Here is a 19,288-nt window from a genome sequence, read left to right on the forward strand (position 1 = left end):
CTTATACAAAATCTCATTTTTGAGCCTTTTTATCATCAATCTTATTAATATCAGTGATTTTCATATCATCTGACTCCGCCTATAATTCAACCAAATAATGATGATTAGCCGTCAAGTTGTAATCAATAGCCCTGCAACTTTAGGTTGAGAAGTAGAACACAATCGATATCCACACGACTTGGAAACAGACGCAGCCAACACCGCTGCAGCTTCAACGAGGAAGGGGATAACAGTGCGGAATAATCAATAATGAGATGGATATTGCTGATCTTGACCTTGTGGTGCAGCTCTTTCGCTTTGGCATCGAACATCACGATACAAATCGCAGACGCGCCGCCTAAGGTATTTTCATTGCAAGAGCTAGCCACTGAACTGCCTGCAGTTTCTTTTACCACTGGACTGCCATGGATTCATGGTTCACATCGCTTTACGGGTTTTAAAGTGAGCGATTTGCTTGATTATCTACAGCAAGATCACGTCAAATCGGTGACTTTTATGGCATTGAATGACTACGCTGCTAATATTTCGATAGCGGATATTCAATATTATGAACCGATTGTGGCGTACTACATGGACGGTAATGAGATGAAAATTCGTCACAAAGGCCCTTTTTGGTTGGTGTATAACTTAGATCAAAATCCAAAACTGAAGAACTCCGTTTATTACACCCATATGGTTTGGCAGATAAGTCAAATTTTGATTCATAAGAAGCCATGAATACACAAACTCAGAAAACGCTCCACCCGCTGATCTTACATGCCAAAACACTGCTGATCTTCATGTCGGCGATTCTGATTTTGGCCAATTTGTATTTGATCAACAGTACTCGCGATTTATCTAAGTCTTACTCTTCGCATACTAACCAAGCGATCTGGTTCTTATTCCAGCTCAATAAAGAGTTTACTGAGATGCTGGCGCTCTCCCCCTACCTATTGGAGTCGGAGATCAACCAGCGCGATGTGATGGTGAAATATGAGCTGACTTGGAGCCGTTTTGATCTGATCCTCAATAGCCCAGAAGCCGACGGCATTATAGGCATGCCCAGCACTCGCGAATTCTTCCAAGCCGCGTTTGCGCGCTTTAAACAACTTGAACCGCTACTGCTTGCGGCCAAAAATCCAGAAAGCTTACAAACTTTTATTGTTGCCGCCCAACAAGAGCTGGAGATTTTTATTCAGTTCATAAACCGCACATTTGGAATGCAAAGTCCTTTGTATGTAGAGCAAAAAGAGAAACTGAATTACCTCAGTCGCATCCAGTTTGCGTTAATTTTGTTGACGTTTAGCTGTGTGGGACTGGTGAGTTTTATTTTGCATAAAGAGGCCACGCACCATAGAGTCTTGGCCTTAACGGACCCATTAACAGGGCTGGAAAACCGTACAGCCATGTTCGCCGAATTAGAACGCCACCGCCGCAGCGGTGGATTCTCTCTCTTTTTGCTCGATCTGAATGGTTTTAAACAAATTAATGATACCTACGGACATCCAATGGGCGATGCGGTACTCAAACAGGTTGCTTATCGCTTAAACAACTCGATTCCTTCATTCGATTATCGTGTATTTCGGATGGGGGGAGATGAATTTGCCATCATCCTAAGCAGCATCAATTCGACCGAGCAGATGATGATGCAGCGCATGATCAAACAGTGTTTCGACCATGAATTTGAATTAAGTGGCGATTTACGAGCCAAACTCAACACCAGCGTCGGGGTCAGTACTTATCCACTCGACAGCACCAATTTGAGCCAGTTGATCCATCTGGCAGATAAAAACATGTATGAAATGAAATTCCTACAAAAAAGCCCCTCATCGTGAGGGGCAAAGTTTACCATCGCTTATAGTTATAATTTGCCAGTATTCATTAACCAAAATCACCATTCACATAACCACGGGTACGATCATCGCGTGGGTTACTGAAAATGACTTGAGTGTCATCGTGTTCAACCAACTCACCCATTAAGAAGAATGCAGTACGGTCTGAAATACGGCGCGCTTGCTGCATTGAGTGAGTCACGATAACGATGGTGTAGTTCTTCTTAAGATCTTCCATCAGCTCTTCTATTTTGTGGGTCGCAATTGGGTCAAGTGCCGAAGTCGGCTCATCCATCAAGATCACATCGGGTTCCATGGCGATGGTGCGCGCGATACAAAGACGCTGCTGCTGGCCACCTGATAAACCAAAGGCATGAGATTTAAGACGATCTTTTACCTCATCCCATAGCGCTGCGCCACGCAGTGAACGTTCAACCACTTCATCAAGATGCTTTTTGTCCTTGATACCTTGCGCACGCAGACCATAGGCCACGTTTTCATAAATACTCATTGGGAATGGGTTGGGTTTTTGGAACACCATACCAACGCGGATACGCAGATCAGACACATCGATATTGCCATACACATCTTGGCCATCCATGGTCAGCTTACCGGTAATTGTGACTCCCTCAATGAGATCATTCATACGATTCAGGCAGCGCAACAGGGTTGATTTACCGCAACCAGAAGGGCCAATCAGTGCTGTCACTTGACGCGTAGGAATCGGCAGATTAATCGATTTCAGGGCTTGGTTCTCACCGTAAAACAGGTCGAGGTTTTCAATGTTGAATTTGGTCGTTTTCATTGTGTTATCTCTAAATTCTGTCAATGACTTAATAGGTCGCAGTATTGAATCGTTTGGCGATGAGCTTGGTGATCATGTTGATCAGCAAAACCACAACAATCAGCACAGTGGCGGTGCCATAAGCTTGGTTCCATTCTTCAATAGTGAACAGCTCTGTGGTCAGTTTGTACAAGTGAACGGTCAAGGTGCGTCCAGAATCTAGCAGAGAATCTGGAATACGCGCCACCATACCCGCGGTTAAAAATACTGGGGCAGATTCACCAATGACACGGCCAATACTCAAAATGACAGAAGTTAAAATCCCCGGCATAGCACTTGGCAAAATTAGCCGGCGGATGGTGTAAATTTTTGAAGCACCCACGCCATACGAGCCTTCACGGTAGGTTTGTGGTACCGCCATTAAGGCTTCTTCCGTGGTACGAATAATGACTGGCAGGATCAAGATACTGAGAGTTAATGCACCGGAAAGAATCGAGAAGCCTAAGCCCAAAATCGCCACGAAGAAGGTCATACCGAACAGACCAAAAATGATCGAAGGGATCCCCGCCAGTGACTCGGTACAGAAGCGAATGATTTTGACCAAACGGCTGCCGACTTTGGCGTATTCCGTCAAGTAAATCGCTGTCATGATACCAATAGGCGCTGCGACCGCGATCGAAGCGACAACCATATACACGGTCGAGACAATCATCGGGAAAATACCGTGCTCATCGCCCGTGTGGGTGTAATTATCAGTAACGAATTTCCAGTTAACGTGTTGCAGACCGTTGGACAAGATGTACCAGATGATCCAGAACAAGAAGCCGACGGTCAGCGCCGCAGAAATCCAAATAAACGTGCGCAAGATATTGTCTTTGAGCACACGCGCTTGTTTCAGTTTTACGCGATCCATCGTCATTACCTCGCTTTCTCACGGTTTAAATACAGCAACGCACCGTTCAGCATCATGATGAATACCAGCAGTACCACACCTGTGGCGTAGAGTGCATTAGCATGGATGCCACTGGCGTAAGACATTTCAATCGCAATGTTGGCTGTCAGGGTACGCGCCGAATCAAGTAGGCCTTCTGGCATCGCAGGTGCGTTACCCATCACCATGATGATCGCCATGGTTTCACCCAGAGCGCGACCAATACCCAAGATAACGCCCGTCATGATCCCGGAACGCGCGGCGGGAACCAGCAGTTTGAAGATGGTGTAGATGCTTGAAGCACCCAGTGCGAGTGAACCTTCTTTGTAAGCACGCGGTACCGCGCGAATCGAGGTTTCAGAGACCGTAATCACGGTGGGAAGGATCATGACGCCCAACACTATGATACCTGCCAGAATCGTGTTACCCGCAGGCACATTAAAGACATCTTGAATCAGCGGAACGATGATCACCAAGCCAAAGAAGCCATAGACCACAGAAGGAATACCGGCGAGCAATTCAACTGCAGGGCGTATCACATCCGCTACCCGTTTGGGAGCCACTTCAGCGATAAAAATAGCCGTGAGAACACCAACCGGAACCCCCACAATCACAGCCCCAAAGGTTGAGACGACAGAAGCGACAATCATGGTCGCCACGCCAAACAGTGCAGGTGGTAACCAGTCTTGTCCGAGCACTATGCCGGTGACTCCCGCTTCTTGGAAAGCAGGGATACTTTCACGAACAATGAAGTAAGCAATGATGGCTAGAGACAAAATGCCGATCACAGCACTGGTCATAAACAAACCGTGAAAGATACGTTCTTTCCAGTCAACACGTCGTTGCTCACGCAAACTACGCATAGAGGTATTATCCATAAGCTTGTCACTATTTGTTGCGATGGTCATAAAATCACCTATCGAACTAAGGTCGATGTAAATAAAGTACCCGACCCAAATTGGGTCGGGCAAAGGAGTAAAGCGTGTTAGTTAACTGCGATGTAGCCTTTATCAGCGACAATCTTTTGTGCTTCTGGAGACAGCATCCACTGTAAGAATTTCTGTGCTTGTGCTGATGGTTTACCTTGTTGGTAAAGCACGAGGAACGGACGAGAAACTTTGTAAGTACCGTTTTTCACGTTATCAACGCTCGCTTCTACACCATCCACAGATAGAGCGTGAACTGATGTGTCGACAGTACCGAGCGAAATGTAACCAATTGCATAAGGGTTAGAAGCAACGATGGTTTTTAGTGCACCGTTACCATTCGCGACTTGAGCACGTTGAGAAATGGCAGAGACTTCTTTATCCGCAATTTTCTTTTTCAGAGACATGATGTCTTCGAAAGCACCACGAGTGCCTGAAGCAGTGTCACGAGTGACGGCAACAATTGGCTTATCTTCACCGCCAACTTGTTTCCAGTTGGTGATTTCACCTTTGTAGATTTCAGAAACTTGTTCCGCTGTCAGACCTTTCACCGCATTGCTTGGGTGAACTACGACTGCGATACCGTCAAGCGCTATCGCTTCTTCCATTAATGTTGGCTCTTTTTCAGAGTCTTTCAGATTGCGCGATGACATACCGAGATCTGCGCTGCCATTTTTCGCGGCTTTGATACCCGCAGAAGAACCTGGGCCTTGTACTTCAATGAAAACTTCAGGATTCTTTTTAGCATAGGTTTCAGAAAACACTTCCATCAATGGGGTAACACTGTTTGAGCCCACAGCTGAAATTGTCTCTTTCGCCATCACTGGAGTTACTGCAAGTGCGCCCATAAGAGCGATAGCACCGATTACTGTCTTTTTCATCACGAATTTCCTATAAGTGGCTGGGTTGCCGTTGTGTTTCACTTGAACGAGGCTCACTTTAGGCGGTGAATATGACAATTATGTTTCACTTAATTGAACCCTCTATGACACCTTTCGCTTATTGTTCATAAAATCCACAGACATAGCGTTTTCACCCAAGCGGTTATCAAGGTTGCAACAAAAAATTCACCCCAAAAGCTAACTATTTCTTCCATCAGCAACATCAGGATAAAAATGTGACCAGAGTCAATGTTTAGTCATCAATCTTGGTTTGCAAGCGATTGCAATCTCATCATTGATGCTTATTATCGGAGGGCATTTATTTTAAATAACGATAATTATTCTTAATAACTTTTAGAAGAGGATCACCATGCGCCAGTTACTCAGCGGCTTGTCTATCAAGCTGCAGGTTGTAGTACCGGTATTTTTCACTCTGTTGTTACTGATCATTGGCATTACCTTCAGTACCTCCAGCTTAAAAACCGCCTTCCACCAAGTTACCGTCTCTACTGAACAACTCATCACCGATAAAGATAATCTCACCACTCTGATTGATAACACGTATGCGATGCGCATCAGCGCCATTTATAGTCTGTTCCGTCCCGCTGAAGTGACCGCCCTTCCTAACGTTCTTAAAGAAAAACAAACCGAAAACTTGGCGCTCTTACGCAGCCTTGCGGATAATCCCGAACTGAAAAATGAAGTCGCAGGGCTTACACAAGCTATGCAGCGTTATGTGGATTACTCGATTCAAACCATGATCCCATTACTGAACATCGAACACAGTGACCAAGAGAAAGACGAGCGATTTACCGCCCAGTATGAACAGGCCACCGCAGAATATCGCAAGGTGGGCAATGAGATGATTAAAGCCATCGATGTGCTATCCAATCGCTTAAACCAAGTGGCTATGACGACCATTGATGAGAGTGAGCATGAGCACGATTCAGTCATGTCTCAATCCACGTTTGCTTTAATCGGTATTTTACTGGTCGCTGCGCTAAGTAGTTGGCTACTGGCGGGCATCATTGTCACCCCAATTCGTCAGTTGCAACAAACGGTACGTGAAATCGCAAAAGGTAATTTACTGGTTAAAGCCCAAGAAGAGGGCAATAACGAAATCACCCTTCTGGCCCGTGATGTCAACGCCACGGTGACTCAACTGCGCCAAACGGTAGAGAGCTTAGTGCGCATCAGTACCGATGTCGCTTCTGCCTCAACCGAATTAGCGACGGTGATGACTCAAGCCAGTGTCAACTCCGATCAAGAGAAACAGGAAGTTGAACAAGTGGCTTCAGCCGTCAACCAGCTGCAAAGCACCGCACAAAGTGTGACTGATCATGCACACAGTGCGGATGGCGCAGCACAACAAGCCAACCAACTGGCATCTCAAAGCTTACGGATGTTTGAAGAGAGCCACCGCGCAACCGCGAAAATGGCTGACCAACTCAGAGAAGCCGCACAAGTGGTCAATCAACTGAAGGAGCAATCTGAACGCATTGGTAATGTAACAGAAGTGATCCGTAGTATTTCTGAGCAGACAAACCTTCTGGCACTGAATGCCGCGATTGAAGCGGCTCGCGCGGGAGAAAGCGGACGCGGATTTGCTGTAGTAGCCGATGAAGTGCGTATGTTAGCCGCGCGTACACAGACCTCGACTCAAGAGATCCAAGCCATTATTGAAGAGCTGCAAAACCAATCCAATACCGCTAACAGCAGTATGCATTCAAGCTTAAGCCTGCTTGAGCAAAACCAATCTTTAGCAGCCAAAGTCAGTGCATCTCTCACTGAAATCAATCATTCGATCAGTGCCTTGGGTCAGATCAACGCGCAAGTGGCAACCGCTTCCGAAGAACAAAGCCAAGTGACCAAAGACATCAACCGCAACCTCAGCAATATTTATGAACTGGTTAGCCAAAATGTGACTGGCATTACTCAATCAGCAGCAGCAAGCCATGAGCTGTCCGACCTTGCCGAGCAGCAACACCAGCAGCTCCAGTATTTTCGCGTGTAAATGACTCGGTGCTCTTTATGACATAAAAAAGGTCTGGCTAAGCCAGACCTTTGTCTTTTTCGTGCCGCTTATTTTTAGAGCTAACACCACTGCCCTTCAAGCAAGATGGGGACAGCAGAAATAAGCATGCCTATTACTCATCCGCCACAAGGAGCAACCCCATTTCATGAGCGTGAATCGAGTACGCATAAATCTCGCCGTTAATGGCATCCCACGTCCAAGCTTCTTCACGCTCAATACGCGTGGTATTACTCCATAAATAAGCGGCATAGTTGCCCACCTCGGTCACTAAGCCAGAGGCAAACGCCGTCTCATTCGCCGCTGGCGCAAAGCAGGCTTGTTCGGTCAAACTGCTTAGCTCTTTGATGTTTGGCATGCGCCACTGTTTAACACCCGCAAACTGGTGTAAACGGTGACGGCTACCCGGGTGATTGATCGCTTGCACTTCTTGCAGTGCCGCTTGCCAGCGCAGAGGTTGCGCCTGTCCTGTACAACGTCCTTGCTCAGCATTCCACTCTTTGCCAAAGGTGCAGCGCATCCACGTTAACCCTGTGTGCAGGTCTTTTACTGTTCCTTGGGTGCTGTACACATAACGTAAGTTGGGTGCGGTGCGCATAATATCACTTGCACACTCTTGCGCCATTACCGGTAAGCTCAACGCCAACAGAGTGGCCATAGTCGAGAGGGTTTTCATTCTTGATTCTCCACTGGGTTGGCAACCATACGCACTGGAAGCAGCAAGGAGCTACCCGAATCCGCTTCTTTATTCTGGTCATAGATTTCGATCACGCTGACTTCACCCTTAGCTAAGCCTAAGTGACTAATAAATCTGTAGGAGTGGGAGCCATTAGCCATTAATAACGAATAATTCATATAACTCACGGCAGAAGTCCAAGTATGGCCAGAGTAATCTTCGTTCTGGCTCTGCTGCGGAAAATAGCTCACGCTCAATGCCTGCGCCTCTTCGCCAGTCTCGCCAAAATCAAACAGGTTGAACAACTCTAGGCTGGTTGGTAATCGCCAATGACGGATCCCACAACGCGCAGTTTGGTTTAGATGTGTAATGTATTGCGCCGTCGTACAGACTTCATCACCAGCACTATGGCAGGTGGCTTCTTCCACATCCTCAGCATAAGGACTAAAACGCCCAGGGATCTCAAGGGCAAACAGGCGTTCTTTGTGATTAAGCGAGGTCGTATCTGCACTTTTCACTTCCCACACCAATCCGGTTACTTCATCGCGTACACAAGACCACTCACTTGCGCTGTCGCTCAGTGGGTTACCCGCCGCATCGAGTTTGCGCATCGTGAAGGCTGACTTGCCCGATAGAGCATCACGACCATACTCGGCATCCTGCTCTGGATAATCACTGTTGGGGATATAACCGACAACACCCCCTTCTTCATAAAAAGTGACCAGCCCAGTATCGTTTAGCGGCACTTGGCGAGGAACGCGTTTCGCCAACTGTGTCACGTACTCCGTAAGCTGCACCTCACTCAAAGCGTTGTGGACTATGCCAGGATGTTCATCGCCAAAGGTTTGCGCCAAGGCGGCTAGCACTTGCGTGCGCTTTTCTGTGGCGATGAGTGGCAAAATCTCCAGCATATTGGCTTCAAGCTGGGCTAATGAATTTTGCGTAAATAGCGTCTGCAGATCCCGGGGAGCGGAGATGCCACGCTGTTCGAGCTGGGCGAGAAAGAGTTTAATTGCGTCGGCTTCGGTGTAACCAGCCACCATTAACGCCGCAAACAGGGTGCTCACACCGTTGATGAGTCGATCCCCCGCTCGGTTTAACCCCGGAGCGGCAAGCACAATATTGGCTGAATCATTGTCTGCCGAGCGCGCAGCACTGGCACGGCTCACTTCAGCCAAAATAGGCAATGAATAGAGTGATTTATCCAAGCTTCTTAGCGTAAAACGACCATTGCTGTCCGCTTGGGTGGTAAATTCGCCGCTATCACAAGTGAAGTTTTGGTTACGGTCTAAGCAGATTTTGCTGTTCAGTGCGACGTTTTGCGCGCTCAACGAGCCCGATAAAACGTATTCAGGCAGACTCGTCTCCAGCGCAGCATCTTCACCGCCACAACCAGCCATCAGTAGCGCCATACTGATCAAAGAGTAGTGATATTTCATGATTGAGTCCCCTTGTTAGCCCAACGACGACGAGAGAAAGCGCTCAGCAGAAGCAGCAAGCCTAAAGTGAGAGAACCACTGCCCGCCGCGACGTCTTCTTCACTATTGGTCGTGCTTGTTTGATCTTTGACTTCTTTATCACAGGTGTAGTGGGTCACTTCACCGACTCCCCATAAATGTAAAGTACCCACATTGCCCACGACATTATCGAGGATCTCCAAGCGCCAATTGCCATCTAACCGTTCACCGCGTAGCACTTGCAGCGCCTTTTGATGCGCTAATACCCAATAGTCATCCAGCTGCGCAACCGGCGTGGTTTGGTTATTGAGGATCTCAACTCGGGTACCTTGTGGGGAAATCAAGGTGATACGCAAATCCTGCATATTGCTGTGGCTAAGTTTCACGCGCAGCGCAAAATCATCGCCCACGATGCGTGCGGCGCCTTCCACAAAGAAGTTGTAGCTTTTAAAACCTGAAGCGAGTTTGCCATCACTGCTCAACTGCGCATCACGCAAGGTTGAGTTCAAGGTCGTAAAGGTTTGTGCCATCTTAGGAAGACCAAACACGACAGGTAACTCCGCCTGCCAAGTTTGCTGGCCTAAGAAGTGGGCATACTGGTAGTTAAAATCGACCTTAACCGAGGTCGCTACACCACATTGGTAATCGGTTGGTGCAGGCAATCGCCACACCACATTAGCCAGATTGTCTTGGCTAAAAGTATGAGTTTGCCCAGCCATCACCACCGTGGCTTGCGTCGTTGCCGAGCGCTCTGTCGCGTTGACGTAAAGGTTTTGAGTTGCGAGCGGGTCAAGGTACTTTTTAGCAAACGCCGCTTGGAACGGTGCTTGCAGCAAACCGTGATGCTGCAAATTGCGCTGTAAGATCAGCTTATAGTCTTTATCTGGATACAGTGCGTTGGCCACATACAGCATGTTTTGTGCAAGGTCGTGCATCAATACCCCACGCCCTACGCCAAACATGGACTCCAACACTACAGTGTTGAACTCATCAAAGGCGCTGACCCCATATTGCTCAACCGCCTGCTTCAAGCTTTGAAACAAAGGGGTCGACCAGAGTTCATCACCTAAATGACCCGCTTCACGCTCATGGGCACGATAATCCCCTGCAGAGTAATAACGCGCCGCGAGGTTAGCCAAACTGCGAGTGGAAATTGTGGTTCCAAAATAACCATCCCAGTTGAACAGGGTGTCAATTTCAAACGCTTTGCCTTGTTCATACTGGTTACGGTAGCTGTGCGCTCCCGCCCAATAGTCGCCAAACCCTTCGCCTAACGCGCCAGTATGGCCGTACGCCCAGTCCGGAACCATGTGGTAGTGAATAGCATGACCAAGTTCATGCCAGATGATATCGGCATCCAGCGCATCGTGAGAGACGCCTTCACCAAATAAAATGACATTAGGGCCCACATAGTATGAGGAGTTGTTGGTTGAGAGCGCGGCGGCATCAAACAGTACTGGTTCGATGCCTGAGCCATCGGCTTTATTGAACAGGTCATAACCGAGCGAATTCAAATAGCGTAGCGAATTATCCAGATGCGCAAACGCCATGATCTGTTTAAAACCGTCATCTTCCATTTTTACGGCTTGTAACTCAGCGATCGAACTCCAGCTCATGATGACGCTATCAGCAGGTGCAAGGGAAACACCACTCTCAACATAGGTACTGCTATTTGCTTCTTTTTCTAAGATGGCTTGTGCATCGACCATCTTTACCCGCTCGTTAGCAAGATAATAGCGGCCACCCGATTGCAACAATGACACTTCGGTTCGTACATACTGCGCAGGGTTGGGATAATCCTCTATTGTTGCCCAAGGCGTCGCAGGGGCCGCCAACCCATCCATGGTGCGCAAGTCAGGGTCAAAAATCGAAACGTCAACGTTAATCGGGCTCCCCGTCGTTAATTCAGGCGGTTGAAGAGCGGTTAAACGCTGTGGGGCAACCAATTCAGCGGCGACACTCGGCACGCCGTTAACCAGCACGGTATCATTGAGGCTTTTAAACACTCGAGTGACATTGCCCTGCTTATCGGTAGAGATAACCACCGTTTTTTGTGCCTGCACTTCACCATTTTGGGTCAAGTCAAAATTGTAATGGGTACCAAGCAGGCTGGTTTTGCGATAATGCAGTGCTGGCTGGCCCACTTGTGGATAGTACTTTTCGACAAACGCCAGTGCCTGCGCCTCGTTCAGCACTTTATCGCTGGTGGCCGGATAATCCCACTGCGCCGCTGAGGCTAAAGGGGCTAATAGACTGGCTATAATTAAGGTCAACGTTGATTTCATCTTAAATTCCTAGAACACATACTTAGCGTGCACGGTGAAATAGCGTCCCGGCTCCGTGGAATAGAGGGTGTCACTTGGCGTCACACCAGCGACATCTTGATAGCGCGTGTATTCTCGATCGAGCAGGTTAACCACGTTGAAACTGGCACTCAGCTGTGCGTTCCATTGGTAGTTGAGGCCGATGTCCCAACTCACCCAACCTGTGGTCGTGGCACATTCAGTTTCTTTGCCTTGCTCTGTGGTGCAAGTCGGCACTCGGCTCATGGCACTCGCCCAGTTCAGGCGGCTGTAAGCGTCCCATCGCTCTCTTTGGTAGTTGAGCTGCACACTCCCTTCTAGTGGGGTTAAGGTGCGCACGTATTGGTTTTCACCATCTTTACCATCCACGTATCCGAGCTTATTTTCGACACTCCAACGATCATCTAGACGATGCATTACCGACATTTCAGCCCCGTAGGTTTTGACGCCCGCGATATTTTGGTACTGCTGAATCACCGACCCTGTGGCGTTGTCATAACCGACTTGTTTGACATCAATAAAGTTATCGAAGATGGAATAAAACACGGCCACGTAAAATTGCGTCTGACCATTGTCGTATTTGCTGCCCAACTCGAAACTGTCGCTGGTTTCAGCGCGTAACTTATTGTTGGGCTTGATAATAAATGGCGTTAGCGGGACAAAACTGTGATCGCTTGCGCCATACGCTTTGTCATAACTTGGCGCACGGAAGCCGTGGTTGTAGCTCAGGTAAGTATTCCATTCTGGATGCCATTGATAAGAGATTGAGGCACTGGGTGACCACTCACTGCTCCCCATGGTCACCACTTTGTAGCCATGAATACGATCGGTATTTTTAGGGCTCAATTTTTGCGCATCAAAACGCAAACCCGCAGCCAGCGTCCAATCGCCTAAGAGGAGATTGTCTTGTCCGTAGACGCCAAAACGGTACTCACGCGCAGGAGCAAACGGCTCATCGGCTTGTAAATCGTCACCTGAAGATTCCATCCGTCGAATCGATTTCGGACGCTGGTAATCATGACCATCAACGCTCATACCGTAAGCAAACTGATGCAGCCACTCACCTTGTTGCCACTCTTTTTGCGCATTGAGCGTGGCTCCTAACGCCTCATCATTGAACCCTTCATCACGCAGTTCACGACGATAGGAGAGGATGCCAGCGCCAGACCGATCATTCGCCATCAAACGGTTCGTCTGTGTGATGTTTTCTGTACTGCGCCAGTAGAATTTTCCTTCCAGCGTATCCATCCAACTTAGATTAGCCGTGTAATCGGCACCAACGCTGGCCAGACGCGTTTGGCTGCGTTGATACTCGTAAAAGCTGACCAGATCCCACTTGTCATCTTTTTGGATAGAAGAGGTGCCTTCGCGACGCTTGGCATAATCATCAAAATACTCTAAGTGCGTTTTTAAACGCAGCGCATCGTTTAACCAATAATGATGGGAGAACCCAAGGTTGTAACCATCCACTTCGCGGTTATACAGATCTTGATTAAAGTTACGTGTCTCTTCACCTTGCCAGTAGTCGATCGTGAGCAGCGCCTCGCCATCACCGTGACGCATGGCTAACGCGTGGTTACCTTGGTAGCGGTTGCTGATGCCTGAGTAGGTCAATGCGGCATCCACGTAATAATCACGGTGGTACAAATAATCTTCCGGCGCTTTACTTTCGATGATCACGACGCCACCAATCGCACCAGAACCGTATAGGGTTGAACTCGCGCCCTTCACCACTTGGATCTGTTTCACATTGCTCAGGCTAAATGTGTTACGGCCATACTTGTCGTTAATATCTGCAGCGCCATAACCATCCGCACTTTGAATGCCATCACGAACAATCGCTATCCGGTTGCCGGTCATGCCACGAATCGTAATATTTTGTGGGCGTCCCGCTCCGCCAGTCACGCTGACACCCGGCTCTTGATTCAATGCATCGTACAACTCGGTCTTGCCTTGCTTTTCAAGGGTTTCCCCTTCAAGCACTGCCACTGAGCCCGCCACTTCTGACAAAGGCTGCTCAATGCGATTGGCCGTCACCACCACTTCTTCGTAGTGGCTAGGCTCAGTTTCGGCATGAGCGAACCCTGCCGCGAGTACGCTAAGTACCGCAGCTGATACTGGAGAAAGCTTCATTACTGCCCCGCTTTTCTGGTTTTATCTAAGGTGAGAAAGAACGCATATTCACGCGCCTGCTTTTCAAGCGCTTGACGCCGATCACTGGCGTGACCCGCCTGAAAATCGGTTGATAAAAGGTAAGGACCAGCCCCTTGTGAGACATCACTCAAACGTGCCAAATAGCGAGCCCCTTCCCAATAGGGCACTCGATTGTCCCACCAACCGACATTAACCAACGTCGGAGGGTAAGGAGCAGCACGTAGATTGCTGAATGGATCATAAGCTTGCATCACTTGACGCTGCTCTGGCTGTTGAGGATTACCCCATTCTTGATACTGCTGCGCCGTCAAGGCTTGACTGGTATCACTCATACTGGCTAACACATCGACAAACGGCACTTGCAGCACAGCTCCCGCAAATAGGTTGGGCTGCTGATTGAGCGCCGCAGCAACCAAGGTGCCGCCGGCACTTCCGCCGATCGCATAAATGGCGCGCTCACCTTGCTGAAAATGGGTGAGATATCGAGCGGCCGCGAGGAAATCATCAATGCCGTTTTGTTTATTGAGTCCAGCGCCAGCTTGATACCAAGCCTCGCCAAGGTATCCACCACCACGAACATGAGCGATCGCGTAAATCATGCCTCGATCAAGCAAACTGACCATTTGTGGCATGAAATAGGGCTTCATCGTCACGCCATAAGCGCCATAGCCATACAGCACCACACTGCTGTTGGGGGTCAGTTTGTCAGAGCGGTAGGCCAGTGTCACCGGAACTTGGATGGCACCTTGCGTCACCCATACCGTTTGGGTTTGATACTGTTTCGGGTCAAAGTCTGCGTAGTGATCTTGGCTTAACTGTTGCCACTGTAACTGTGCCACATCCAACTCATGCCAGCTAGCAGGCTCCGTCATTGACATTGCACGTACACGCAGCCGATTACTGGCAGCATCACCATTGCGAGAGATCCACGCCACTTGACCTAAATCGCGCAGTTCAAAGTGAGTACGCACTTCGCCTTGGCTATCGAGAACCCAAACTTTCGGTGCAAGAGTTTGGTTCTCCACCAACACAATCCCAGCATCAAACAGATAAAAGTTGCTCAGTGAGCCGATTTCTTTATGTGTTGTGACGCTTTGCCATTCCTGTTTAGTGTGTAACGGCTGACGATAGAGACGAAATGCCCCCTCATGGTTGCTATTGATGTAAAGTGTCTCACCCAGCACATCGGCATAATATTCCAGCCCCAGCTCAGTGGTGCGTAGCCATGGCATCAGCTCACCGGTTTGGGTATCCAGCAGGCGCTGCTGAGTCGAGTTTTCATTATTTTGCTGTACCACGATATAGCGTGGATTGCTTGCAGAATAGAGCGAGAACAGCCACTCTGCCGAGCGCCACTCTGCAAGCCTCGTTGATTGACCCGTTTCTAGCTCAAAACGCTGCAGCTGGGTAGACCCATTGAGATCAGATAAGTAGTAGAGGCTTTTGCCATCGGCCGCCCAAGCAAAGTAAGTGCTCGCTGTTTCTGAAACGATCTGCTCGGTGCGATCGGCTAAACGCACGATCGTCAGCTTAAACTGCTCGTCACCCCGCGTATCTTCTGCCAACGCTACCGATTGGACTGAGCGATCAAGTGACCAAGAAGCCAATTGGTAATAATCAAACGGCTCTGCACGCGCGCTAAGATTCAGCAGAGGCTCAATTTGGCCTTGAGCACCTATCTTGACGATGTGCCGATGACCATTCCATTGAATATCGTTGTACTGCTGGTTTGCGTAGATAAGCGCAGGCGGAGGCGCTTTATGCTGTGAAGTTTGTTGCCATTCATTGACCAACTCTTGCACCAGTGGCTTGGCAGGTGCAAACCAATGATCGGTTTTTCGATTATGCTCAGCCAAAAACTGCTTCACCGCAGGTTCCGAACGCGAGTCATCGCGTAACCATTGATAATCCGTCTCTGCATAAGTATAAAAAACCGACAGAGATGTCGTTAACAGCAATACATTGAGCAGTTTCATCGAAAATGTGACAACTATAACAAATAAAAATCGGTCGCCACTCTAACATAAATCTAAATAAGATCAATTATCATTTGTATTATTTTAGAGCAAAAATTCTATTCCTTGATATACACCACGAAACCCCATTTATTGGGCATAAAAAAACCGCCCTTCACAGACGGTTTCTTGATTGAAAATCAGCAGTTGCACACTAAGTTGTACAGCATGGCTTAGTCGATGTCGTCTTCCAGATCCACTTCTGGCTTAGGCGCGACTTTCTTTTTCGGGATAAAGACCGAGTCACCCACTGCCACATTTTGGTAGAAGCTCTTGTCACGCGGCGCCGCTTTTTTCGATTTGCTTGGCGCTTTCGCTTTGTTGACCCGCTGAGTTGGCGCGGCTTTAGGCTTCGCTTGACGCGGTTTCAACCCTTTAAACTTACCTTCTAAACCAGCTAAAACCTCAAATTGGATCTCTTGCTGTAAAAAAGCTTCCACTCGCTTAAAACTCTCCCAGTCCTTTGGCCCAACAAGAGACATGGCATCCCCTTTATTTCCGGCACGACCAGTACGACCAACACGGTGAACATACTCTTCGGTATGCTTTGGCATATCAAAGTTGATCACGTGAGTCACCGCGGGAATATCAAGGCCACGTGAAGCGACATCCGTCGTCACGAGAATCTTAAATACCGCACGCTCAAATTGCCCCATGATGGTGTTACGCTGCGTTTGATTGAGGTTACCACTGAGCGCAACTGCTTTGAGGTTGTTTTTATTGAGCTTCTCAGTCAGGCGATCGGTATCGGCACGCGTTGCTGTAAAGATGATTACTTGACGGTACTCAGCATCGGCCAAGATACGATCGAGCAGCGCTTCCTTGTGATCTAGATGGTCACACAAGTAGAAATGCTGAGTAATGTCTTTGTGCTCTTCGCTACCCACCCCGATCGCGATACGTTTCGGTTCATTAAGTAGCTCCATAGCCATATCATTCACATCTGCATGATCTAATGTGGCAGAGAACATCAAGGTTTGGCGACGACGGTGCTTTGCCGCGTTATGGATACGGCGCAGCTCTTTGGCAAAGCCTAAATCCAACATACGATCCGCTTCATCCAGCACTAGCGTTTCTAGGCCTTCCAAAAAGAGTGAACGGTGGTCAAGATGATCGGCTAAACGTCCGGGTGTCGCGACAATAAAGCGAGGTCCACGCGCTAACGCTTTCACTTGGTCATTAAAGTTTTCACCACCCGTGATCAAGGTTGCCGTATAACTTAAACCACCCAACATGGAGCGCAGCTCACCATACACCTGCTTTGCCAACTCACGGGTTGGAACCAAAATCAAGCCACGTGGATCTTTAGCTGAAAAGGCTTTGGTTTTTAAAGATTTATGCAGCATAGGCAGCACGAATGCCAACGTTTTGCCCGAACCTGTCTTAGATGAGGCCAACAAATCACGTCCCGCAATCGTGAGCGGTATCGCCTGTTGTTGGATCTCAGTCGCTTGTTTGAAATTGTAATGCGCTAGATTTTTCAATAAGCGATTATCTAAGCCTAAATCTTTGAATTGCAAAGTACTCTCCATCTTTGGTTGTGCTTAAAACTGTAAAGCAGATCACGAAAAAGGCCATTATAATAGCGCAAATCGACGCACCATAGATAGCTGACCGACAAAATAATCCCAAAATCTATAGGGTAAGTTTGGGTATACCCAAACTGCTTGGCGTTGCAAGTAGGCAGCAAGTTGAGTGACAAATTTGTCTGGAACAAACTTGCACATCCATCGACTGGCCTTTGCTGAGAGCCAAGGATGGCTCTCATCATCCCCCATGAGCATAGACAAACTCTGTGATTGGAGCGAACGAACGTAGCCAATATCGTTGCGACTTCAAGTAGAAAGGGCATATCGGTTTATCGAATAGAAAACGCATTATTCATAATCTAATAATTAAGATGTCGGACAATTAATTGATTCGTTGTCAAAATCTTGGATTTTTTTAGCTTTTGAGGGCTAGTTTTGCGCGAAATTGCGACTACAATAATTCCGTCCATATTTTAATTTTCGATAAGTATAGGACGTCAATAACACCGACTTACCAAGTTAAGGAGTTCTCTATGAACAAGATGTTAATCGCAGCAGCAGCGTCTTCCGTACTTCTACTAGCGGGTTGCGCCTCTGGTCCTGATGAAGCTACCACTGCAAAAATGAACGAAATCAGCACTCAGGTCAGCGAACTGAATTCGCAAGTTGCTGCACTGGCATCAAAAGTGGATCAAGCTGCTGAAGCAGCGAAAGCCGCTCAAGAAGAAGCTGCACGCGCTAACGAACGTATCGACAATATTGCTCAGTCTTACACTAAGTAATCTTTGAGTGATATAAATTGAAAGAGCCAGCATTTGCTGGCTCTTTTTTTCTCTCATACCACGAACGGTAACCAAAATAACGAAGTTACTGGGCGATAGTTTCCCACTGTGGTGGAGCAATTTCGACCGGAACCCCATTTTGTGCTAAAACTGCGGCGCGCGCTTTTGCATCAGAGATTTTATGCTCTTGCAGCCACCAACTCAGCTCTTCTGGTACCACCAAGTTTTTCTTCACGCCATTGCTGCGGGTAAGCGGCTCATGCACTTCAATAAACACACTACGATCAGGTTCAAGCGCAACTTTGATCGGTTCGTTGATAATCCGAACTTTTTCTCCACGCTCAACTTGTTGGTAAAGCCACTCAATGTCTTTCGGATCCATACGAATGCAACCAGCACTCACCCTCATGCCTACGCCAAAATCTTTGTTGGTTCCATGAATCAGATATTCTCCAGAACCATAAGCTAAACGCATCGCGTAATCACCGAGCGGGTTTTCTGGGCCTGCGGGTACGACTGGCGGCAAATCAATCCCTTTGGCTTTGTATTCTTTGCGAATCGATGCTGGCGGCGTCCAAGTTGGGTACTTGCGCTTGCTGCTGATTGACGTTTGCATCACAGGTGTATCGCGGCCGATACGCCCAATGCCGACGGGGAAGATATGCACTTTACCTTCATTAGGACGGAAATAGTAAAGGCGTAACTCAGCAAGGTTAATCACAATGCCTTCATAGGCCACTTTCGGCAAAATGATCTTTGCAGGGATAGAGATGACAAAACCTTCTTGGGGTAAGAAAGGGTCGACTCCACGATTGGCAGCCATTAATGCTAGGAAGCCAATATCGTATTTTTTTGCAATGTCGGCTAAAGTCTCGCCTTTCTCAACTTTATGATATTGCGTGTTACCGACTATGCTACTGCCTTCGATAGGTAGATCAAACACGGCGGCATTGATACTCCAACTGACCGCCAATGCACAACCGATTACCCAAACTTTCCACCACATC

The 19,288-nt window shown here is 48.0% G+C and carries 15 protein-coding genes; 4 read left to right on the forward strand and 11 right to left on the reverse strand.

Annotation, left to right across the window (positions count from 1 at the left end; all coding sequences use genetic code 11):
• Positions 1 to 249: 249 nt before the first annotated feature.
• Together T411_RS0107490 and T411_RS0107495 are read left to right on the forward strand one after the other, a co-directional pair.
• Positions 250 to 717 carry a putative pterin-binding protein gene (locus T411_RS0107490; protein WP_001890274.1) on the forward strand — a complete coding sequence of 156 codons (468 nt, stop codon included), beginning with the start codon at positions 250 to 252 and terminating at the stop codon, positions 715 to 717.
• Positions 714 to 1,814 (forward strand): GGDEF domain-containing protein, encoded by a 1,101-nt coding sequence (locus T411_RS0107495; RefSeq protein WP_001097198.1) that lies wholly within the window; start codon positions 714 to 716, stop codon positions 1,812 to 1,814. Before T411_RS0107490 ends, T411_RS0107495 begins: the two co-directional genes overlap by 4 nt.
• Positions 1,815 to 1,860: 46 nt before the next feature.
• On the opposite strand, the gene pstB is transcribed toward T411_RS0107495, so the two are convergent.
• The 4 genes from pstB to T411_RS0107515 all read right to left on the reverse strand — a co-directional run bounded on the left by pstB (position 1,861) and on the right by T411_RS0107515 (position 5,333).
• Positions 1,861 to 2,616 carry a phosphate ABC transporter ATP-binding protein PstB gene (gene pstB / locus T411_RS0107500; protein WP_000858875.1) on the reverse strand — a complete coding sequence of 252 codons (756 nt, stop codon included), beginning with the start codon at positions 2,614 to 2,616 and terminating at the stop codon, positions 1,861 to 1,863.
• A 28-nt stretch (positions 2,617 to 2,644) separates the two neighbouring features.
• Positions 2,645 to 3,508, reverse strand: a complete 864-nt coding sequence (pstA, locus tag T411_RS0107505; RefSeq protein ID WP_001912363.1) for a phosphate ABC transporter permease PstA — start codon at positions 3,506 to 3,508, stop codon at positions 2,645 to 2,647.
• 5 nt (positions 3,509 to 3,513) lie between these two features.
• A complete protein-coding gene (pstC, locus tag T411_RS0107510) occupies positions 3,514 to 4,434 on the reverse strand; it encodes a phosphate ABC transporter permease subunit PstC (RefSeq protein WP_000150746.1) in 921 nt (306 codons plus the stop codon).
• A gap of 77 nt (positions 4,435 to 4,511) precedes the next feature.
• Positions 4,512 to 5,333, reverse strand: coding sequence for a phosphate ABC transporter substrate-binding protein (locus T411_RS0107515; protein ID WP_000754388.1), 822 nt, complete (start codon positions 5,331 to 5,333; stop codon positions 4,512 to 4,514).
• A gap of 370 nt (positions 5,334 to 5,703) precedes the next feature.
• Here T411_RS0107515 and T411_RS0107520 point away from each other — a divergent pair, with 370 nt between their 5' ends.
• A complete protein-coding gene (locus T411_RS0107520) occupies positions 5,704 to 7,347 on the forward strand; it encodes a methyl-accepting chemotaxis protein (RefSeq protein ID WP_001249514.1) in 1,644 nt (547 codons plus the stop codon).
• Between the two features lie 133 nt (positions 7,348 to 7,480).
• On the opposite strand, the gene T411_RS0107525 is transcribed toward T411_RS0107520, so the two are convergent.
• From T411_RS0107525 to T411_RS0107550, 6 genes are all read right to left on the reverse strand, one after another.
• Positions 7,481 to 8,041, reverse strand: a complete 561-nt coding sequence (locus tag T411_RS0107525; RefSeq protein WP_000855100.1) for an Lcl C-terminal domain-containing protein — start codon at positions 8,039 to 8,041, stop codon at positions 7,481 to 7,483.
• The gene (locus tag T411_RS0107530; protein ID WP_000873764.1) at positions 8,038 to 9,480 is read right to left on the reverse strand and encodes an Lcl C-terminal domain-containing protein; all 1,443 of its coding nucleotides are present in this window, start codon (positions 9,478 to 9,480) and stop codon (positions 8,038 to 8,040) included. Before T411_RS0107530 ends, T411_RS0107525 begins: the two co-directional genes overlap by 4 nt.
• Positions 9,477 to 11,783 (reverse strand): proprotein convertase P-domain-containing protein, encoded by a 2,307-nt coding sequence (locus T411_RS0107535; protein WP_000843249.1) that lies wholly within the window; start codon positions 11,781 to 11,783, stop codon positions 9,477 to 9,479. The genes T411_RS0107530 and T411_RS0107535 overlap by 4 nt, the downstream gene beginning before the upstream one ends.
• 9 nt (positions 11,784 to 11,792) lie before the next feature.
• Positions 11,793 to 13,934, reverse strand: coding sequence for a TonB-dependent hemoglobin/transferrin/lactoferrin family receptor (locus T411_RS0107540; protein ID WP_000777824.1), 2,142 nt, complete (start codon positions 13,932 to 13,934; stop codon positions 11,793 to 11,795).
• On the reverse strand, positions 13,934 to 15,931 hold the full coding sequence (locus T411_RS0107545) for a prolyl oligopeptidase family serine peptidase (RefSeq protein WP_000771555.1): 1,998 nt from the start codon (positions 15,929 to 15,931) through the stop codon (positions 13,934 to 13,936). Before T411_RS0107545 ends, T411_RS0107540 begins: the two co-directional genes overlap by 1 nt.
• 212 nt (positions 15,932 to 16,143) lie before the next feature.
• A complete protein-coding gene (locus T411_RS0107550; RefSeq protein ID WP_001159701.1) occupies positions 16,144 to 17,490 on the reverse strand; it encodes a DEAD/DEAH box helicase in 1,347 nt (448 codons plus the stop codon).
• Between the two features lie 542 nt (positions 17,491 to 18,032).
• On the opposite strand from T411_RS0107550, the gene T411_RS0107560 reads away from it, so the two are divergent.
• Positions 18,033 to 18,281, forward strand: coding sequence for an Lpp/OprI family alanine-zipper lipoprotein (locus tag T411_RS0107560; protein WP_001038496.1), 249 nt, complete (start codon positions 18,033 to 18,035; stop codon positions 18,279 to 18,281).
• Between the two features lie 85 nt (positions 18,282 to 18,366).
• Here T411_RS0107560 and T411_RS0107565 read toward each other — a convergent pair whose 3' ends face one another.
• Positions 18,367 to 19,287: a L,D-transpeptidase family protein gene (locus T411_RS0107565; protein ID WP_000270236.1), complete on the reverse strand. Its 921-nt coding sequence runs from the start codon at positions 19,285 to 19,287 to the stop codon at positions 18,367 to 18,369.
• Position 19,288 lies beyond the last annotated feature (1 nt).

Source organism: Vibrio cholerae ATCC 14035, from assembly GCF_000621645.1.
In the GTDB taxonomy this organism is placed as follows: domain Bacteria; phylum Pseudomonadota; class Gammaproteobacteria; order Enterobacterales; family Vibrionaceae; genus Vibrio; species Vibrio cholerae.

Bases quoted from the DNA above. Each gene is read 5' to 3' on its own strand.
- T411_RS0107490 (WP_001890274.1), top strand. From the start codon at position 250: ATGAGATGGATATTGCTGATCTTGACCTTGTGGTGCAGCTCTTTCGCT.
- T411_RS0107495 (WP_001097198.1), top strand. From the start codon at position 714: ATGAATACACAAACTCAGAAAACGCTCCACCCGCTGATCTTACATGCC.
- pstB (WP_000858875.1), bottom strand. From the start codon at position 2,616: ATGAAAACGACCAAATTCAACATTGAAAACCTCGACCTGTTTTACGGT.
- pstA (WP_001912363.1), bottom strand. From the start codon at position 3,508: ATGGATCGCGTAAAACTGAAACAAGCGCGTGTGCTCAAAGACAATATC.
- pstC (WP_000150746.1), bottom strand. From the start codon at position 4,434: ATGACCATCGCAACAAATAGTGACAAGCTTATGGATAATACCTCTATG.
- T411_RS0107515 (WP_000754388.1), bottom strand. From the start codon at position 5,333: ATGAAAAAGACAGTAATCGGTGCTATCGCTCTTATGGGCGCACTTGCA.
- T411_RS0107520 (WP_001249514.1), top strand. From the start codon at position 5,704: ATGCGCCAGTTACTCAGCGGCTTGTCTATCAAGCTGCAGGTTGTAGTA.
- T411_RS0107525 (WP_000855100.1), bottom strand. From the start codon at position 8,041: ATGAAAACCCTCTCGACTATGGCCACTCTGTTGGCGTTGAGCTTACCG.
- T411_RS0107530 (WP_000873764.1), bottom strand. From the start codon at position 9,480: ATGAAATATCACTACTCTTTGATCAGTATGGCGCTACTGATGGCTGGT.
- T411_RS0107535 (WP_000843249.1), bottom strand. From the start codon at position 11,783: ATGAAATCAACGTTGACCTTAATTATAGCCAGTCTATTAGCCCCTTTA.
- T411_RS0107540 (WP_000777824.1), bottom strand. From the start codon at position 13,934: ATGAAGCTTTCTCCAGTATCAGCTGCGGTACTTAGCGTACTCGCGGCA.
- T411_RS0107545 (WP_000771555.1), bottom strand. From the start codon at position 15,931: ATGAAACTGCTCAATGTATTGCTGTTAACGACATCTCTGTCGGTTTTT.
- T411_RS0107560 (WP_001038496.1), top strand. From the start codon at position 18,033: ATGAACAAGATGTTAATCGCAGCAGCAGCGTCTTCCGTACTTCTACTA.
- T411_RS0107565 (WP_000270236.1), bottom strand. From the start codon at position 19,287: ATGTGGTGGAAAGTTTGGGTAATCGGTTGTGCATTGGCGGTCAGTTGG.